19 protein-coding genes are annotated in these 16956 nt (G+C 51.0%); 5 read left to right on the top strand and 14 right to left on the bottom strand.

All coding sequences use genetic code 11. The features are described 5' to 3' along the window. Positions 1–7: 7 nt before the first annotated feature. From aguB to VPR01S_RS03520, 5 genes are read right to left on the bottom strand one after another with little or no spacing between them, the layout of a single operon-like run. Positions 8–874, bottom strand: coding sequence for an N-carbamoylputrescine amidase (gene aguB / locus VPR01S_RS03540; protein ID WP_021703929.1), 867 nt, complete (start codon positions 872–874; stop codon positions 8–10). Positions 875–910: 36 nt separating this feature from the next. Then, positions 911–2188 carry an NAD(P)/FAD-dependent oxidoreductase gene (locus tag VPR01S_RS03535; RefSeq protein WP_021703928.1) on the bottom strand — a complete coding sequence of 426 codons (1278 nt, stop codon included), beginning with the start codon at positions 2186–2188 and terminating at the stop codon, positions 911–913. Between the two features lie 31 nt (positions 2189–2219). Further along, entirely contained in the window at positions 2220–3704 is a 1485-nt protein-coding gene (locus VPR01S_RS03530; protein WP_021703927.1) for an aldehyde dehydrogenase, read from the bottom strand. Between the two features lie 28 nt (positions 3705–3732). Beyond that, positions 3733–4287 carry an HTH-type transcriptional regulator PuuR gene (gene puuR / locus VPR01S_RS03525; RefSeq protein ID WP_021703926.1) on the bottom strand — a complete coding sequence of 185 codons (555 nt, stop codon included), beginning with the start codon at positions 4285–4287 and terminating at the stop codon, positions 3733–3735. Positions 4288–4304: 17 nt separating this feature from the next. Further along, positions 4305–5051 carry a gamma-glutamyl-gamma-aminobutyrate hydrolase family protein gene (locus VPR01S_RS03520; RefSeq protein ID WP_021703925.1) on the bottom strand — a complete coding sequence of 249 codons (747 nt, stop codon included), beginning with the start codon at positions 5049–5051 and terminating at the stop codon, positions 4305–4307. Positions 5052–5390: 339 nt separating this feature from the next. Here VPR01S_RS03520 and VPR01S_RS03515 point away from each other — a divergent pair, with 339 nt between their 5' ends. Together VPR01S_RS03515 and VPR01S_RS03510 are read left to right on the top strand one after the other, a co-directional pair. Continuing rightward, on the top strand, positions 5391–6734 hold the full coding sequence (locus VPR01S_RS03515; RefSeq protein ID WP_021703924.1) for a glutamine synthetase family protein: 1344 nt from the start codon (positions 5391–5393) through the stop codon (positions 6732–6734). Between the two features lie 18 nt (positions 6735–6752). Then, positions 6753–8228 carry a Na+/H+ antiporter NhaC family protein gene (locus VPR01S_RS03510; protein WP_021703923.1) on the top strand — a complete coding sequence of 492 codons (1476 nt, stop codon included), beginning with the start codon at positions 6753–6755 and terminating at the stop codon, positions 8226–8228. A 128-nt stretch (positions 8229–8356) separates the two neighbouring features. On the opposite strand, the gene VPR01S_RS03505 is transcribed toward VPR01S_RS03510, so the two are convergent. Together VPR01S_RS03505 and VPR01S_RS03500 are read right to left on the bottom strand one after the other, a co-directional pair. Continuing rightward, positions 8357–8857, bottom strand: coding sequence for a GNAT family N-acetyltransferase (locus VPR01S_RS03505; protein WP_021703922.1), 501 nt, complete (start codon positions 8855–8857; stop codon positions 8357–8359). A 221-nt stretch (positions 8858–9078) separates the two neighbouring features. Further along, entirely contained in the window at positions 9079–9519 is a 441-nt protein-coding gene (locus VPR01S_RS03500) for a YcgN family cysteine cluster protein (RefSeq protein ID WP_021703921.1), read from the bottom strand. Positions 9520–9693: 174 nt separating this feature from the next. Between VPR01S_RS03500 and VPR01S_RS03495 the strand changes: the two genes are divergently transcribed. The 3 genes from VPR01S_RS03495 (at position 9694) to aqpZ (ending at position 11208) form a co-directional block, all read left to right on the top strand. Then, the gene (locus tag VPR01S_RS03495; protein WP_021703920.1) at positions 9694–9942 is read left to right on the top strand and encodes a GlsB/YeaQ/YmgE family stress response membrane protein; all 249 of its coding nucleotides are present in this window, start codon (positions 9694–9696) and stop codon (positions 9940–9942) included. A 137-nt stretch (positions 9943–10079) separates the two neighbouring features. Continuing rightward, the gene (locus VPR01S_RS03490; protein WP_021703919.1) at positions 10080–10328 is read left to right on the top strand and encodes a YkgJ family cysteine cluster protein; all 249 of its coding nucleotides are present in this window, start codon (positions 10080–10082) and stop codon (positions 10326–10328) included. 184 nt (positions 10329–10512) lie between these two features. Further along, positions 10513–11208: an aquaporin Z gene (aqpZ, locus tag VPR01S_RS03485; protein WP_021703918.1), complete on the top strand. Its 696-nt coding sequence runs from the start codon at positions 10513–10515 to the stop codon at positions 11206–11208. 66 nt (positions 11209–11274) lie between these two features. Here the strand turns inward: aqpZ and recR are convergent, their stop codons facing one another. The 7 genes from recR to VPR01S_RS03450 all read right to left on the bottom strand — a co-directional run bounded on the left by recR (position 11275) and on the right by VPR01S_RS03450 (position 16949). Further along, positions 11275–11874, bottom strand: a complete 600-nt coding sequence (recR, locus tag VPR01S_RS03480) for a recombination mediator RecR (RefSeq protein ID WP_021703917.1) — start codon at positions 11872–11874, stop codon at positions 11275–11277. A 15-nt stretch (positions 11875–11889) separates the two neighbouring features. Beyond that, a complete protein-coding gene (locus tag VPR01S_RS03475) occupies positions 11890–12219 on the bottom strand; it encodes a YbaB/EbfC family nucleoid-associated protein (protein ID WP_021703916.1) in 330 nt (109 codons plus the stop codon). A 76-nt stretch (positions 12220–12295) separates the two neighbouring features. Further along, positions 12296–14431 carry a DNA polymerase III subunit gamma/tau gene (gene dnaX, locus VPR01S_RS03470; RefSeq protein ID WP_021703915.1) on the bottom strand — a complete coding sequence of 712 codons (2136 nt, stop codon included), beginning with the start codon at positions 14429–14431 and terminating at the stop codon, positions 12296–12298. A gap of 7 nt (positions 14432–14438) precedes the next feature. Beyond that, positions 14439–14984 carry an adenine phosphoribosyltransferase gene (apt, locus tag VPR01S_RS03465; RefSeq protein WP_021703914.1) on the bottom strand — a complete coding sequence of 182 codons (546 nt, stop codon included), beginning with the start codon at positions 14982–14984 and terminating at the stop codon, positions 14439–14441. Between the two features lie 146 nt (positions 14985–15130). Continuing rightward, entirely contained in the window at positions 15131–15496 is a 366-nt protein-coding gene (locus VPR01S_RS03460; protein WP_052035725.1) for a YbaN family protein, read from the bottom strand. Between the two features lie 54 nt (positions 15497–15550). Then, positions 15551–15682 carry a hypothetical protein gene (locus VPR01S_RS23135; protein ID WP_021703912.1) on the bottom strand — a complete coding sequence of 44 codons (132 nt, stop codon included), beginning with the start codon at positions 15680–15682 and terminating at the stop codon, positions 15551–15553. A 166-nt stretch (positions 15683–15848) separates the two neighbouring features. Next, positions 15849–16949 (bottom strand): response regulator, encoded by a 1101-nt coding sequence (locus VPR01S_RS03450; RefSeq protein WP_040902232.1) that lies wholly within the window; start codon positions 16947–16949, stop codon positions 15849–15851. Between the last annotated feature and the right edge of the window lie 7 nt (positions 16950–16956).

The raw sequence follows: 16956 nt of genomic DNA, 5'->3' as shown, positions 1-16956 counted from the left end.
CACCCCACTACACAGCCAGCTTGCCCACACTGGTATACAAATCCGGTCGACGGTCACGGAACAATCCCCACGCATGGCGCGCTTTGGCCGTGGCCTGCAGGTCAATTTCCGCATAGATGATTGCCTCTTCATTACGTGGCGCTTCTGCCAACTTGGCGCCAGTGTGGTCGGTAATAAACGAAGAGCCATAGAACGTCGTTTCGATACCGTCATCGACCTCAACGCCCGTTCGGTTAGCCGCAATCACTGGCACCAGATTGGCCGCCGAATGCCCCTGCATGGTTCGTTGCCAGTGATCACGTGAATCGAGCGTTGGATCCTGAGGCTCACTGCCAATGGCGGTGGGGTAAAAAATCGCTTCGGCACCATTCAGCGCCAGACTGCGTGCCAGCTCTGGGAACCACTGGTCCCAACAGATGCCCACACCAAATTTTCCAAAGCGGGTCTGCCACACTTTGAATCCGGTATCGCCCGGGCTGAAGTAGTATTTTTCACTGTAACCCGGTCCATCCGGAATGTGTGACTTGCGGTAGTTCTCCAGTACACGGCCGTCTGCGTCGATCATCACCAGGGAGTTAAAAAATGTGTTGCCGGCTTTTTCAAAGTAGCTAACCGGAATCACCACGCCCAGCTCCTTCGCCAAAGCGCTCATCTCCTGGATAAGACGGCAGTTTTCCGTCTCTTCCGCCAGTTCAAAATATTTGGCTTCCTGCTTTTTACAAAAATAGGGCGCCGCGAACAGTTCCTGAGGCACGATAACATTGGCACCATTGGCCGCCGCGTCGCGGATGGCGGCCTTCGCTTTAGCAAGGTTATTGTCCAGATCCCAGCTTTTGGTCAGCTGAAGGGCTGCAAATTTGACGACATGACTCATGAGATTTTCTTTCTCTGTATTTGTTTCAATAACCGATTAGATCGCCAGCTTATCGCGCAAGTTGTAGTAAGCCGCGCCGATGGCAGTAAATGGGATTTGGAAATGACGACCGCCCGGGAAGGCGTAATGTTTCAGCGATGCAAATGCATCAAAACGCTCTGCATGCCCTGTCAACGCTTCCGCCAACAACTTCCCTGCCAGGTGAGTACAGGTCACACCGTGACCACTGTAGCCTTGCAGGTAGTAAATATTGTCTGCAAATGAACCGAATTGCGGCATACGGGAGTAAGTCAGCAAGAAGTTGCCGGTCCAGGCGTAGTCAACCCCGATGCCCTTAAGCTGAGGGAACACTTTTTCCAGCTTGGGGCGGATCAAAGCCTCGACGTTGTTCGGATCGCGAGCACCGTATACCACACCGCCGCCGAACAACAGGCGTTTGTCCGCGGTGAGACGGAAGTAATCAAGCAGATAATTGCAGTCTTCGACACAGTAATCACTGGGCAAAATTTCTTTCAATTGTGCGTCGGACAACGGCTCTGTGGTCACCACTTGCGTTCCACATGGAATTGCTTTGTTACTGATATTCGGGGCCAGGCCGCCCAGGTACGCATTGCCTGCCAGTACCAGATATTTGCATTTCACGCTCCCTTGCTCTGTCCGAGCCACAGGGTTGAGGCCTTTCTCTATCGAAGTCACACCCGATTGTTCGAAGATCTTGCCGCCCAGAGCCGTCACGGCAGCGGCTTCGCCCAGCGCCAGTTTTAATGGGTGAATATGACCGCCACGCATGTCCAGTAAGCCCCCCACGTAAGCCTGCGTACCGACTTTCTCTTCCAGCTCCGACGCATCCAGCATGCTCAACTGATGATTGCCGTAACGCTCCCAGTGTTTTTTATGCTCTTCCAACCCTTTGAGCTGCTTATGGTTCAATGCGGTAAACAGCCCGCCATGTTTGAGGTCGCAGTCAATGTCATACTTATCAATCAAGCCGCGGATTATGTCGCCGCCTTCAAATATCATGTCGCACAGTGCTTTGGCCTGAGAAGGCTCGTAGCGGCTTTCAATCACATCCACATCCCGGCTGTAACTGTTGACGATCTGGCCTCCATTACGACCTGTGGCACCAAAGCCGACTTTTGCGCTTTCCAGCACCACGACATTAAAGCCTTTCTCAGCCAAGTGCAGCGCCGAGGACAGCCCTGAAAAGCCAGCGCCAACGATACACACGTCACACTCGATATCATCACGCAGTTGTGGGTACTCACTTACATTCTCAATCGAATGAGCATAATATGAATCTGTATGTTTATTCATTGTGGTCTTCCTTGTTTAATCGGCGTCAGGCTTAAGGTTGGAGACGAATCCAGGTGGTTTTGGTTTCGGTAAACTTCTCTATGGCGTGCAGTGATTTATCACGGCCGTTACCGCTCATTTTGAAGCCACCAAAAGGCACGGTCATATCGCCTTCGTTGTAGTTGTTGACCCAGACAGAGCCTGCTTGCAGTTGCTTGGCCACACGGTGAACGCGATTGATGCTGTCGCTCCACAGCGCCGCACCCAGCCCATATTGAGAGTCATTGGCGATAGCAATCGCTTCCTGTTCAGTTTTGAAGGTAATCACACACAGTACCGGGCCGAAAATTTCTTCTTGCGCGACCTGCATCTGATTATCGACGTTATCCAGGATCACCGGTGCCACAAACGCACCTCGCTGTCCGGTATCACCGCCACAGCGCTGGACTGCTCCGGCTTGCTTGCCCAATTCGACATAACTGAGGACTTTGGCTTTGTGTTCCTGATCGATCAGCGCGCCCATGCTGGAAGTAGGATCAAGTGGATCTTTAGGCGCAAAGCGCTGCGCGGCCGTGATCACTTTATCAATGAACATGTCTTTAATGCTTTCATGAACCAGCAAACGCGTCGCAGCAACACAGACTTCCCCCTGGTTATAGAAGCATCCGGCTGCGGTTTCCGCCGCCGCATTGTCTAAGTCAGCGTAGTCCTCGAACACGATGTTGGCGTTCTTCCCCCCGGCTTCGGCCCACACACGTTTGAGGTTCGTTTCACCGGAGCAGACCATAAGATGGCCAGCGACACGAGTTGAACCGGTAAACGCAATGCAGTCGACATCGGTATGACGCGCCAGCACCTCACCCGCTTCATGTCCGTAGCCTGTGATCACCTGGAAAACACCGTCTGGTAGCCCCGCCTGCTTGGCCAATTTGCCCAGAAAGATGGCGGTTAAAGACGATTTTTCTGATGGTTTGAGGATCACGCTGTTACCAGCCGCCAGCGCTGGCCCTAGCTTCCAGCAGGCAATCCACAACGGGAAGTTCCACGGAACCACGGCCGCTACCACCCCGATGGGTTGATGAGAAATATAAGCGTGAACATCTTTTTCGGTCGGCGCCACTTCGCCGTACACTTTGTCGATGGCTTCTGCATACCAACGCAAAGATTTGGCGGCACCTGGAATGTCGGTGCTAACACTATGAGCAATCGGTTTTCCCGTATCCAGCGTTTCCAGTAACGCCAGCTCATCGACGTGTTGATCAATCAGATCCGCAAAGCGGTACAGTGTGGCTTTACGCTCCGCTGGGGCACACTGGCTCCAAAGTCCAGCATGAAAGGCTTGACGAGCGTATGTCACCGCAAGATTTACGTCTTCTTCCTGACAACGGGCAATCTCGGTCAGGGTTTCATCCGTGGCAGGGTTGACCACTGCCAGTGTCTGCTGGCTCAGCGCCGCGCAGTATTCTCCATTGATGAAGGCCCGATTTTCGATTGTCAGTTGATCTCTCAGTTCAATCCATTGCTCCTGCGATTTCATACGCTCTCCTTGGTCACCGCCAGGGAAGCTAGAATGTCGTTGGCGTATGTGCGCTGATCATCCTGCAAGCCTTGTCGGTATGATTAGTAAATTTATGCGGAACCGTCGTGTCAATGACGTACGACTCCCCTTGCGTGAGAAGATAGATCTGACCGTTATACTCAAGCGTGATTTCACCCTCTAGTACGGTACCGACTTCTTCTCCCTCATGTTTGATTTCTGCAGCACCTGTCGTACTGTGAGGCTGATACTCTTCAATCAGAAAGCCAATAACCTGATCCTTGGTTCCATTGCTTACCAGCTTCATCGAGACAGATTCACTGCCCATCTCTATTAACTCTTCTGCTTTCAGTACCACTTTGGCTTCTTTATTGTGTTGCTCAAAAGTGAAAAACTCCGACAGAGACAGTGAAAACACATTCACTATTTTTTGCAGCGAACTGACCGAAGGGCTGACTTTGCCATTTTCAATCGACGAAATGGCACTGTGTGTAATCCCGGCTTTTTCGGCCAGCTCGCGCTGTGACAATCCATGTGATTTACGTAGTTGAACAATATTTTTACCAACCAGTTGATTGTCCATTCATGCAACTCCTACTTTTAGTGAGAAGCTGACATGATAAATTCTTTGAATAAAATCTGTGAGAAATGATTACTTTTCGCTTGCCATTCTGGGTGCCACTGCACGCCAACAAAGAATTTGTGCTCCGGTAAACTGAAGGCTTCCACCAGACCGTCAGGCGCTTTGGCTTCCACGCGCAAACCAGGAGCCAGTGCATCGACCCCCTGGTTGTGCAAAGTATTCACTTCAAAATAACTGACATTTTCCCAGCGATTGTCCACCAGCCACTGTTCAAACAAGCTGTCTTTCTGAACCAGGACTGCATGCGCCGGCGCGTATTTCTCGGCAAAATCACTGGTCTGGCGCTCACGATGATCGGCGTATCCGGATTCATGAACCGCCGGATTGAGGCTTCCACCCAGTGCGACGTTCATTTCCTGAAAACCACGGCAAATTCCCAGACAAGGAATGTTTTTGTCTATTGCCAGACGCAACAGGTGCAGTGACAGCTCATCACGCGCTTCATCGGTTTTGCTTTCTTGGTGCTGGGCCTGATAGCGGTGTGGTGCGACGTTCGAATGGCTACCCGGAAACAACAGTCCGTCACACAGTGCCAGTGCAGCGTCAAGATCGTCACCGGCGATAGCGGATGGCAAAATAACCGGAATCCCACCAAAATCGGTGACCGCGTCCAGATAGAAGGCATTCAGTGCCTGAATTTGATAACCGGCCAGTTCCTTACTGCAACTCACCAGACCGATGATTGGCTTTCTTTTGTCAGACATCTTTCCACCACGTTCGATTTATTTAACAAAAAACCTACAAGTCACGTACAAAATTTTCAACGATAGAGCGTAAATGATGCGTAAAAGCGTGACAGTCACCTCCTTTTTGGTCAAAAAAAGCATAAAAACCGCTCGAAATATTGAGCAAAATAAAATCAACTGTTAAAAAATAGTTAACACACGAAATAAAAATAAAGAAACAAAACACACAAATAACAGTTTATCCATTTGTTTTATAAGCAATTTAAAATAAATTCTCATTTTAAAAGGTTAGAAGTGTAGTGTTTTTGTTAACATTCAATTTCGGTTGGCGCACGAGCGAAACCAGGAGCGGAAATCATGGAATCATTTTTACAGGAAGTTAAAAATTTTAGACAAACCTGGCCAGACATTGAGTTTGTGGATCTGATATTCACTGACATTAATGCCACACCACGTGGCAAACGCATTCCGGTAGAGGCTCTGGAAAAACTGGCGAAAGGCGTCGCACTTCCTGTGTCGACAATTACGCTGGATACCAAAGGCAATGTTGTCGAATCTGCCGGACTGGGTGAAGATCTGGGCGAGCCGGATAATTTATGTATGCCTATTGCGGGTTCACTGTTACCCACCGCCAAACCCCACACTGGCCAACTGTTGTTGACCATGATGGATGACTCAGGCGAGCAACCCAACCCGCTGTTTATCCGTAACATCGTCGAGAAGATGCTCAGTCAGTTACAGCAGCGCGATATGTACCCTTGTGTGGCGCTTGAGCTGGAGTTTTATCTGATAGATAAACAGCGCGGCGAGCACGGGCAGCTGCAAACTGCCATCAATCCAACTAAGCACACGCGAGAAAAAGACACCGAAGTGTATGACATTGATGGCCTGGACGACTATGCCGACTTTTTGCGGGATTTGAACGCCGCTGCCGATGCACAAGGGCTGAACACCGCTGGCGCACTTTCAGAATCGGCACCGGGTCAATTCGAAATCAACTTTAACCACTCTGGTGACGTGCTGCGCGCCTGTGATGAAATCATTCTCGCGAAGCGCCTGATCCGCCAGATGGCACACAAGCACGGGTTTGACGCCACCTTTATGGCCAAACCCTTTAATGAAGAAGCCGGCAATGGAATGCACATTCATCTCAGCCTGACCGATTCCGCCGGCAACAATCATTTCAGCGCATCAGATGGCACCGCCAGTCCGCTGTTCTACCAAACTCTCGCCGCCATGCTGGCCCAGTCTGCCGGCGCAATGGCGCTCATCTGCCCCAACGTCAATTCATACCGACGCTTTGTACCCGGAGCCTACGTGCCAACTCGCGCCGACTGGGGCGAGAACCACCGAGGTGTGGCATTACGGGTGCCCGTCAGCGACGCCAAAAACCGCCGGATTGAACACCGAATTGCGGGGGCAGACGTCAACCCTTACATTCTGGCAGCCGTGGTACTGTCTGCCGTGCTGGCAAGCGACAAATATACACCGGAGCAGTGCCCTCCACCGCTCAGCGATGACGCTCCAGAGCTACCGGTAAGGATGTCCGATGCTCTGGATCAACTGGCTCAGAGTGAACTGACTCAGTATTTGTCCTCCGCGTTTATTGATCTCTATCTTGCATGCAAAAACAGCGAACTGGCCGACTTTGAACGGGTGATCACCCCTTTGGAAATCGACTGGATGTTGCACTCGGCTTAACGAAAGGAACTCAGCTTTATGACTACGCAAACCAAGGCGCTGGATACGCCGCTTAAGTTTAACACCTCACATCTACTCGTCAGCCTGTTGGTGGTTGCAACCTTTGTACTTTTCACGACCCTCGGCCTGAACCACACTGATGGCGAAGCCTACGGCTGGATTAGCCTGCTACCAACAGCCCTGGTGCTGGTCTTTGCACTCACCACTCACCGTACTGTCGAAGCTTTGTTCAGTGGCGCCATAGCTGGCGTGCTGCTGCTGAACCCGGCCGAAGCCGTTGAGCAAATCGTGACCATTTCGATGGACGTCATGATGAATGAAACCATTGCCTGGATCATTCTGGTGTGTGGCTTAATGGGCGGCCTGATTGCCATTTTGGAAAAAGGCGGCAGCATTCTGAGTTTTTCCGACCTTCTGGTCACTAAAGTGAAAAGCCGTAAACAATCCATGGTAATGACGTTCGTTCTGGGTATCGTGATTTTTATCGATGACTACCTCAACGCGATCGCCATCTCCTCCTCGATGAAGAAAGTCACTGATGGCTATAAAATTTCGCGTGAGAAGCTAGCGTATCTGGTGGACTCCACCGCCGCTCCAATCTGTATCATCGTACCAATTTCGACCTGGGCGATTTTCTTCAGCTCCCTACTGGAAGCCAACGACGTCGCGGAACCAGGTAAAGGCATCACCGCTTACATCGAGGCGATCCCGTATATGGCCTACGGCTGGATCACGCTGGTGATTGTCCTGTTGGTAGCCTTGGAAAAGATTCCAGATCTGGGGGCGATGAAGCGTGCAGAACAACGCGCCCGTGGAGGGCAGGTTCGCCCGGATGGCGCCACCGACATTGACTTTGGTTCTGAGGTCAAAGCACACTCGAATCCGACCATGGGACTGGTGAATTTCTTGTTACCAATGGTGGTTCTGGTGGGCGCGAGCTGGTACTTCGGTATTGACCTGCTGGCAGGCGTTTTCACCGCAATCATCTTTACTATCTGCTTCTACGGCCTGCAGAAACTGGTGTCGATGAACGACATGTTTGAAGCCATTTACGACGGTATTAAAGTGATGTTGCTGCCGTTGGCGACCGTGATTGGCGGCTTTATGCTAAAAAGTGTCAATGATTCTCTCGGGGTGACCCAGTTTGTGATCGAAACCGTCAGCCCACATTTGTCAGCGCAATACTTCCCGGCCATCATCTTCCTGATCACCGGTGGACTGGTGTTCTCTACCGCCTCTTCCTGGGGCGTGTTTGCGGTCGCCATGCCAATCGTGTTGCCTCTGGGCGAACAACTTGGCGTGCCACTGCATCTTACCGTTGCTGCGCTGTTGTCAGCGTCGGCGGCTGGCAGTCATTCATGCTTCTTCAGTGACTCCACTGTCCTGTCGGCTCAAGGTTCCGGCTGTACGTCCATGCAACACGCGATCACGCAGTTCCCATACGCGCTGATCGGTATCGTCGCGACCGCCATCTTCTTCCTGGTTGTCGCCTGAGTTTTCCAACCCTCAACCCTTTCACTCTGTGGTTTTGGCGGCTTTCCCAGCCGCCTTTTTTATTGCGCGATGACCCACCTCTCGGAAATGCAGGTGTTAACCCTCCCCCGCAATCACTCAAGTGCTCGCTAGGCCTGCGTATTGACCTCAAAACGAAGTCCGAGCATGGTGCATCCATCTTCCTGATAACGGTCAGTGATGACATCAAACCCCAACCGGCCGTAGTAGTCTTTCAGGTGTGCTTGCGCGGAAATAAAAATTGATTTTTCTGGGTAGAGTTCACGGGTGGTTTCAAAACTCACATCCATCAACACATTCCCCAGTTTTTGGCCGCGATATTGTTTGTCTACCACCACCCTGCCAATCGAAACATCGTTGTCCTCGGATTTTATTTGATCCATCACTTCGGCGGGGTATCCCAAGCGCTCAGGCATAATGCGACTGTAAGCGACCAGTTTTTCAGAATCATACCCCATCACATGTAAGGTTTCAGGATGGGTGTCTTTGCCGTCTAAGTCATTGTATGGAGTATTGAATTCAACGATGAAAATTTCACATCTCAGCCTCAACAGCGTGTAAAGCTCATCAGCGGTCAAATCTTGAAATTTTTTGACTTTCCAATGGATCATTAATTTCTCCTTATATGGGGAAACTAAATTTACGTATCGATGAGTTCAGAATCATTAACCTTTGTTAATAAACAGCAGAGATGTTCAAAAAGCAGGCATTGGGGTACATTTAACCAAACGACAACGGCACGCCGTAATGGCGACCAAGCCGCATGAAAGCGTTTTTTGGCTGTTATAGACCGGGTTTTCAGCATCTTCAGTCAGCTGAAAACCCTGCCTGTCTAGTTGCGACCGGGATGATTGATGATGTGATCTTCCCAGTCCACCACATCGATTTCATACACGACTTTATTGCGCACGCTTTCTCCGGCGGCATGCATCGCGGATTTTGAACCGGTAATAAGCGGATGCCAGGCAGGAAGCGGCTGTTGCTCCGATAATAGACGATACGCACAGGTATCCGGCAACCAGTGAAACTCATGAATCTTCTCACGCGTCAGTTTCAGGCACTCTTCGCCTGAGCTGAAACGGTTCGGATAATCTTTGCAAGAGCACGTTTTGTCATTCAGCCAACTGCACGCCACGTTGGTGTAGTACACTTCGTCCGAGTCTTCATCCATCAATTTGTGCAGGCAGCATTTACCACAACCATCACAAAGGGATTCCCATTCCTCTTCGGTCATTTGTTCCAGGGATTTGCTTTGCCAGAATGGACTGTTCATAGGACGACTTCTTAATCTTTAAACGGGGGGCGATTTATACCGCTCTCAGTACAAAAGTGCAAGCATGAACAAAAAATCGCCACTCGTTCCCTGCGTCTCACAAAACTGACTCATTACCTTTGTCTTGTAGTCTATCCTTATAAAGTCTTAATAAGCTGCATAAAAGGAGTGCACATGGGCATTATTTCTTGGATCATTCTTGGTCTGATCGCAGGCGCACTGGCAAAGTGGCTGATGCCAGGTAAAGATGGTGGCGGCTGGATTGCCACTATGCTACTGGGTATCGGTGGTGCGTTTGTCGGTGGGTTTGTCGGTCAAATGCTTGGCTTTGGTAAAGCCGATGGTGTCAACATTGGCAGTATTGTAACCGCCACATTGGGTGCATTTATTTTGCTGTTTGTCTACAACCGCTTCATCAAATAGCCCTTTGATTCAGTCACCTGGCGCACAAAGCCTTTGCTTGCGCGCCAGTGTGCTCCCTTTCCCGACCCGGGCAAGACTTCCATTTCAAGCAAAAATCCTGATAATAGCGCCCTTATTTGACGTTTAAGGGGATTATTATGGATTGTCGTTTGGGCTGTGGCGCCTGTTGTATCGCTCCAAGCATCTCTTCCCCGATCCCCGGCATGCCAGATGGCAAGCCTGCGGGTGTGCGCTGCGTGCAGCTGAACGAACAGAATCTGTGTAAGCTGTTTGGTCAGCCTGAGCGGCCAAAAGTCTGCCATGAATTCAAACCATGCCCAGTGGTGTGCGGTACGACCAATCAAGAAGCGCTAAACAACATCACCGAACTAGAACAGCTAACCTGAATTGCGTCGGCTCAAGCTATACCATACATGCGATCCTGTCTCATTCACTGACTCGTGTTCCAACAATAAGACTTCCGCGACTTAAGCGGCTTGCGCCGACGTTCGTAGCGGTTCCCTCACACTGCGCTGACATTTCTCCACTATGTTCTCCGGGTTCTTTCACTACACACGATTAGGAATACTGATGAACAAATATTTAGCCGAAATGTTCGGTACCTTCTGGCTGGTACTTGGTGGCTGCGGCAGCGCTGTTCTGGCTGCGGGGTTTCCGGATGTCGGTATTGGCTTTTTGGGCGTTGCTCTCGCGTTTGGCCTGACCGTTCTCACCATGGCATACGCGATTGGCCATATTTCAGGCTGCCATCTTAATCCGGCAGTCACCATTGGCTTGTGGGCTGGCGGCCGTTTTGCAGCCAAAGAAATAGCCCCTTACATTATCGCACAGGTAGCCGGTGGTCTTATCGCCGGCGGTGTGCTGTTCCTTATCGCTTCGGGCCAGCCTGGTTTTGATGTTGTCTCTTCAGGTTTTGCGACCAACGGTTACGGTGAACACTCTCCGGGTGGTTACTCCATGGTTGCCGCACTGATTACCGAAGTCGTCATGACCATGATGTTCCTGTTGGTGATTCTGGGTGCGACAGACCAGCGTGCGCCTCAGGGCTTCGCCCCCATCGCGATTGGTTTGTGTCTGACACTGATCCACCTTATCAGCATTCCGGTCACCAACACCTCCGTTAACCCTGCACGAAGCACCGGTGTTGCGTTATACGTTGGCGATTGGGCGACATCGCAATTGTGGCTGTTCTGGGTTGCTCCAATTATCGGTGCAGTTCTGGGGGCGATTGCGTACAAGGCGATTGCTGGTCAAACGCAAAAATAACGTGACTGACCCGCACAAAAAAGCCGCTGATGAATCAGCGGCTTTTTTATATATCACTGGTAGTGCTTACAGCTTTTGACGTCCAAGCAAAGAGTGTGACAACGTAGTGCCGTCCACCAGCTCCAGCTCGCCACCAACTGGTACACCGTGCGCGATTCGGCTGGCTGCCACTTCATGCTCATGACACAATTCAGCGATGTAATGTGCCGTGGCTTCGCCTTCTACCGTCGGGTTGGTTGCCAGGATCACTTCTGTGACGTCTCCGCGACGCAGACGATAATCCAGAGCATCCAGACCAATATCGCTTGGTCCAATCCCATCCAAAGGAGACAGATGCCCCATCAGCACGAAGTAACGTCCAGAATACTGACCAGTGGCTTCCACCGCCGCAATATCTGCCGGGCTCTCAACCACACAGATCTGGCCATTCTCCTGACGCTTGGGATTGGTACAGATATGGCAGACTTCTTCTTCGGTAAACGTGCGGCATTCAGAGCAGTGACCGATTTCAGTCATGGCCTGACTGAGTGCATCAGCCAGCTGTAAACCACCTTTTCTATCCCGCTGTAACAAATGAAAGGCCATACGTTGAGCCGACTTGGGACCTACCCCAGGCAGACAACGTAAGGCCTCCATCAAATGCTCCAGCATATGACTGGTACGCATTAACGAATCACTTATTTAGAATGGCATTTTCATGCCTGGTGGCAATTGCATTCCACCAGTCACGCCCGCCATTTTTTCTTTCTGGGTTTCTTCAACGCGACGAGCCGCATCGTTAAACGCAGCAGCAATCAGGTCTTCCAGCATCTCTTTGTCGTCTTCCATCAGGCTTTCATCGATGTCAACGCGACGCACGCTGTGGCTACCGGTGATGGTCACTTTTACCAGACCGGCACCAGATTCACCTGTTACTTCCATATTAGCGATTTCTTCTTGAAGCTTTTGCATGCGCTCTTGCATTTGCTGGGCTTGCTTCATTAGATTGCCCATACCGCCTTTACCAAACATGTTTATCTCTCTGGTTAATCGATGTTTCACTGTTTATGGGGCCGAAAACTCGCGTTTTCAACCCTATGCTTTAATTCTAGACCGGACGGACACTCTCGCGATCTAATTGTGCGGCAAATCGGCGCTCAATAAACTGAACGTGCGGATCGTTATCCAGACTGACAAACGCCTGCTCAAGCTTTTCTTTGTACAGACGATCGCGCACTTCCAACGGGGTTTCTCCATCCTCACTGATCACAACGCTCAGATGACACTCTTCACCCAGCTCGGCGTTCAGGGCGGCCAATAGCTCCTGCTGCGCTTTGTCGGTGTTGAGATGAGCCTGATGCTGCCGCAGTGCAAGCTCTATCGTCGATCCGTCTTTACGAAACGACGAGTTCAGCGCCAATTGTTGAACCAGCTTGGCGGTGTGCAGTTTTTCAATCAAGGCAGTCCATTCATCCTGACGGATGGATTCCTCAACCAGTTTCTGCGCCATTTCCGGCGTCTTCTCGTGCTCAAGCGCCTTTTTGATCTCGGTCGGTGTCAGTTCCTGTTTCTTCACTTCCACCACCGGGTTGGCCGGCTTCCACTGATAAGGTTCATCCTCGGCCGGAGCCTGCGGCACCGCCGCGTGCTTAGCGAGTTGAGCTGGCGACATCCGCACCGTGCCGTGTTTCTGCGCAACACGATCAAGGACTGATTCTTTCTTGGCTGATGCCGCACTAGACTTTTTTACGCCCGGCTCCGCTTTGGTGTCCGGAGATGGATGAGGCTGATTGCCTTTGAGTCCCTGACGCTGTGAACGCAGTTGATGCCGTAAACCGCTCAGTGAAGACCCAGAGCGCTCCTGAGGCGCTGTCGATGGTGTCGGCGACTGTACCGGTTCAGGTGAGGACGCGGGCGTCATCTGACGCGGCGCATCATAAGCCGGCGGCACTTCACTTTCACCATAAGGTTCGTAATCGGTTGGAGGTAAATCGTATTCCGGTGCAACATTCACTGTATGTGGGGCGGCCGTCGGTTGGTTAGGCTGTACCGGTTGCTCAGCGACAGGTTGAGGCTTGGCCGGCGCCGCCAGACTCTGGCCTGAATTCGGAATGGCAGCTTGCAGCGTGGCTGTACTGATGCTGTTTACAATCGCACCGGACGCCGGGCGAAACGCCATCATCCGCAACACCACCATTTCCAGCCCGATTCGCTCGGTTGGTGCCAGTGGCAGGTCATCTCTGCCTTTCAACGCAATTTGGTAGTACAACTGGACATCCTGAGGAGACAGTGTCCGGCTTAGCAACTCGATCTTTTCCGCATCAGGCTGCGCTTTATCCAGCGTGGATGGCAATGCCTGGTACATCGCAATCCGGTGTAACTGTGTGGCCAGTTGCTGAAGCAAACCATCCCACTCTACGCCGTTTTGCGCCAAAACCTGGATGGCATCCATCGCCGTTTGCGCCTGCTTACTGCTGATGGCTTCCAGCAGATGAATGGCCTGATCGGTATCCAGTGTCCCCAGCATGTGCGCGACGCTGTCGGCTTCCACTAAGCCATTGCCCAACGCGATCGCTTGGTCGGTCAGACTGAGGGCATCTCGCATACTGCCATCTGCCGCGTGGGCGATCATACCCAACGCACGTGCATCGGCCTCTACGCCTTCGGCATCGAGAATATGTTCCAATTGCTGGTGAATGTTATCGACACTGATGGGCTTTAAGTGAAACTGCAAGCAGCGTGACAAAATGGTCACCGGCAATTTCTGCGGATCCGTAGTGGCGAGCAAGAATTTCACATACTCCGGCGGCTCTTCTAAGGTTTTCAACAGAGCATTAAAACTGTGACGCGAGAGCATGTGAACTTCGTCTATCAGATAGACCTTAAAACGACCTCGTGCCGGTTTGTATTGCACGTTGTCAAGCAGTTCACGAGTATCTTCTACTTTGGTACGCGAAGCCGCATCAATTTCCAGCAGATCGACAAAGCGCCCTTCGTCAATCTCCTTACACGTTGCGCACTCGCCACATGGTGTGGCCGTTATACCAGTCTCACAGTTGAGGCCTTTGGCAAACAAGCGACCTATGGTGGTTTTTCCCACACCACGCGTCCCACTGAACAGGTACGCGTGATGGATACGGTTTTGTGCTAACGCATTTTCCAGTGCCGTCAATACGTGCGCCTGTCCCACCACTTCTTTAAAGCGGGTCGGACGCCATTTTCGCGCTAAGGCAAGATAACTCATGAATTACTCAGTGTCCTTCAAACTCACAAATGCTGTAGACGTTCAGGCCCAGGCCTTCCAGGCGTTTGTCTCCGCCAATTTCAGGCAGGTTGATCACAAACGCCGCATGCTCCACGTGTCCACCCAACTGGCGAATCAACTTAGTTGTGGCTTCAATGGTGCCACCCGTCGCCAACAAATCATCGACCACCAGCACTTTATCACCTGCTTCAATCGCATCAACGTGGATTTCCAGCGTGTCTACGCCATATTCCAGTTCATAAGATTGGGCAACAGTTTCACGCGGAAGTTTCCCCGGCTTGCGTACCGGAACAAACCCGACCCCTAGCTCCAGTGCTAAAGGCGCACCGAACAAGAAGCCGCGGGCTTCTGTCCCGACCACTTTAGTGAAACCCATATTTTTATAACGGTCTACCAGCAATTGAATGGTTGCCTGATACGCCTTGGCATCTTCAAGCAAGCTGGTGACATCACGGAATAAGATGCCTGGCTTTGGGTAGTCCTGAATAGATTTGATGCTTGATTTGATGAAAGAGATTGTGTCTGTAGTCATAATTTCATTTACTTCAATGGGCGAGAGCTTCTCCACTTTCAAAATTGTCGTTATCGGGAGTTGTAAAGCTGAACTGAGCGGTGCCAAGACCACTTCGCCTAAAAAACAAACGCCCACTCGAAGAGCGGGCACACTTCCACACAATGCTAGTGATTTTCTTCCTGCTTAGCAACAGACTCATGGACTGGCAGACGCAGAAACCAGGTGATCAGCAGCACAAGAAAAATGACCAGACCCATTTTTAGCCACAGATGGGGCACAAACCAGATTGAAAAAGAAAAACTGGCGAGAATAAACAACGCACCTCGCTGCTTCACTTTACGCGTGACAGCGCGATGCTGATGCCAGTTGTCCAGCAGAGGGCCAAACGTGGGGTGAGTATGCAACCAACGGTGAAAACGGGGACTGCTGCGCATGAAACACGCGCTGGAGAGAAGAATAAAAGGTGTGGTGGGTAACAGAGGCAAGATTATGCCCAGAATACCTAGGCATAAACTGATGACACCAACAATATTTAATCCAAGACGACGAATACTGATGGTGAGCTCCTGAAAACAACGGGCGGCTTAGTATCCCGCGTAGCCGTTGAATACACGAATCCAGGTTAAGGTCGCTGGGAGCGTCGGGATCAACAGTGCGGCGATAAAGCCAAGAAAGTAAAAGATATTATAAGGTTCTTTAAAATCTTTGTCTGCCATTGGGAGCTTCTCTAGTGTAGGTGACTTGACTGTTGTCGCCCCAAGGTTAACTCGACGTTAATGTTTTGGGACTTTTTTGTTTGAGGTGCAGACTATACCTCAAACAAAAAGCCACAAACACGGATAAAAAGAAAGGTTATATTGATGATTTTATCGTCACGTCCAATCAGGTCGCCGAGCCCTGGAAAATATCCAGGCTAAAACTGCTCGAACCAAGCCGGCTGAGTGACAATTGACACCCGGAATGTATTGGCAATTCTTTGGTAGTGAAATTTTTCACGCAGTTGTGCCCAAGCAATTCGCCAGCGGCAATGTTCTGGGTGTGGTAGCCATTGGACCAACGCGCGCCCAAACCAGCAGGCAAGATAGCAATTGTGCCTTCCGCCATGTCAGCAATACCAAAGAGCGCCTCAATCGGTCCAGCACAATCCGAGCACTCGATCCCTTTTTCCAACATGAAGGCCAGATCTTTCAGATCGGCATTGAAGCTTTTCAAGTTGCGCAAATAATCGTGGAACAACGCTCTGACCATCAAAGTGGTTGCTACCCCCGCCTCGTCGTTCGACGTGGAGTCGACTAAATAAAAGGCAAACTGGCCGTTCATTAACCAGGCATAATCAAACACCAACGGCATGACATCGGTTGATTGCAGCATACGATAGCTGCATTTCCACGCGCCCTGGCTGGTGTCTTTCTCTGGCAACAAGGCATGCAACAAGTCTTTGGCTGCACTCGGGTGATGCTGGAGGTACTCCAGATGCCAATGCAGTTCTTGCTCTTCCGGTAGATCGCCGCCATCAACCCGAAACCACTGGCTAGAGAAGTCCCGCTGGTCTGCCAGATGATTGAAAGCATCATCCAACGTACTTTCTATCGCACACCCCAGATTGGCATGATTGCCGATCGGTTTAGGCAGAAAATCTTTGATGCCGTAGCGTAACGCTTTGGCCACATCGGACATTTCATCCGTACCCGAAACCACGATCAACGGCAGCGACGGATATTCCAGGCTCACTTCTTCGACAAATTCAATGCCACTGAGCACCGGCATCGACAGGTCACACAGAATCAAATCGGGCTCCGCACTGCGTAACTTTCGCAGCCCGTCCAAACCGTCTTCGGCTTCCAGCACCTGATAACCAATAGAAGACAAGTACCCGGAAGTCACTCGTCGAAAAATCGGGTCGTCATCGACCAACATAATCAATTTTTGGTCGTGAGCACTCTGTTGATGCGGCTCCGCAGCCGCATAATGCGTTTTATACATAAGCATT

The sequence above is a fragment of the Vibrio proteolyticus NBRC 13287 genome (genome assembly GCF_000467125.1).
Taxonomy (GTDB): domain Bacteria; phylum Pseudomonadota; class Gammaproteobacteria; order Enterobacterales; family Vibrionaceae; genus Vibrio; species Vibrio proteolyticus.
The sequence above is the reverse complement of the archived record's forward strand: the minus strand, read 5'-3'. Positions and strand labels throughout refer to the sequence as shown.

What these genes read in the sequence shown, in the direction of transcription:
- VPR01S_RS03530 (WP_021703927.1), bottom strand. Translation starts at nt 3,704, where the DNA reads ATGAAATCGCAGGAGCAATGGATTGAACTGAGAGATCAACTGACAATC.
- VPR01S_RS03515 (WP_021703924.1), top strand. Translation starts at nt 5,391, where the DNA reads ATGGAATCATTTTTACAGGAAGTTAAAAATTTTAGACAAACCTGGCCA.
- VPR01S_RS03510 (WP_021703923.1), top strand. Translation starts at nt 6,753, where the DNA reads ATGACTACGCAAACCAAGGCGCTGGATACGCCGCTTAAGTTTAACACC.
- puuR (WP_021703926.1), bottom strand. Translation starts at nt 4,287, where the DNA reads ATGGACAATCAACTGGTTGGTAAAAATATTGTTCAACTACGTAAATCA.
- VPR01S_RS03450 (WP_040902232.1), bottom strand. Translation starts at nt 16,949, where the DNA reads ATGTATAAAACGCATTATGCGGCTGCGGAGCCGCATCAACAGAGTGCT.
- VPR01S_RS03520 (WP_021703925.1), bottom strand. Translation starts at nt 5,051, where the DNA reads ATGTCTGACAAAAGAAAGCCAATCATCGGTCTGGTGAGTTGCAGTAAG.
- VPR01S_RS03495 (WP_021703920.1), top strand. Translation starts at nt 9,694, where the DNA reads ATGGGCATTATTTCTTGGATCATTCTTGGTCTGATCGCAGGCGCACTG.
- VPR01S_RS03505 (WP_021703922.1), bottom strand. Translation starts at nt 8,857, where the DNA reads ATGATCCATTGGAAAGTCAAAAAATTTCAAGATTTGACCGCTGATGAG.
- dnaX (WP_021703915.1), bottom strand. Translation starts at nt 14,431, where the DNA reads ATGAGTTATCTTGCCTTAGCGCGAAAATGGCGTCCGACCCGCTTTAAA.
- aqpZ (WP_021703918.1), top strand. Translation starts at nt 10,513, where the DNA reads ATGAACAAATATTTAGCCGAAATGTTCGGTACCTTCTGGCTGGTACTT.
- VPR01S_RS03490 (WP_021703919.1), top strand. Translation starts at nt 10,080, where the DNA reads ATGGATTGTCGTTTGGGCTGTGGCGCCTGTTGTATCGCTCCAAGCATC.
- aguB (WP_021703929.1), bottom strand. Translation starts at nt 874, where the DNA reads ATGAGTCATGTCGTCAAATTTGCAGCCCTTCAGCTGACCAAAAGCTGG.
- apt (WP_021703914.1), bottom strand. Translation starts at nt 14,984, where the DNA reads ATGACTACAGACACAATCTCTTTCATCAAATCAAGCATCAAATCTATT.
- recR (WP_021703917.1), bottom strand. Translation starts at nt 11,874, where the DNA reads ATGCGTACCAGTCATATGCTGGAGCATTTGATGGAGGCCTTACGTTGT.
- VPR01S_RS23135 (WP_021703912.1), bottom strand. Translation starts at nt 15,682, where the DNA reads ATGGCAGACAAAGATTTTAAAGAACCTTATAATATCTTTTACTTTCTT.
- VPR01S_RS03535 (WP_021703928.1), bottom strand. Translation starts at nt 2,188, where the DNA reads ATGAATAAACATACAGATTCATATTATGCTCATTCGATTGAGAATGTA.
- VPR01S_RS03475 (WP_021703916.1), bottom strand. Translation starts at nt 12,219, where the DNA reads ATGTTTGGTAAAGGCGGTATGGGCAATCTAATGAAGCAAGCCCAGCAA.
- VPR01S_RS03500 (WP_021703921.1), bottom strand. Translation starts at nt 9,519, where the DNA reads ATGAACAGTCCATTCTGGCAAAGCAAATCCCTGGAACAAATGACCGAA.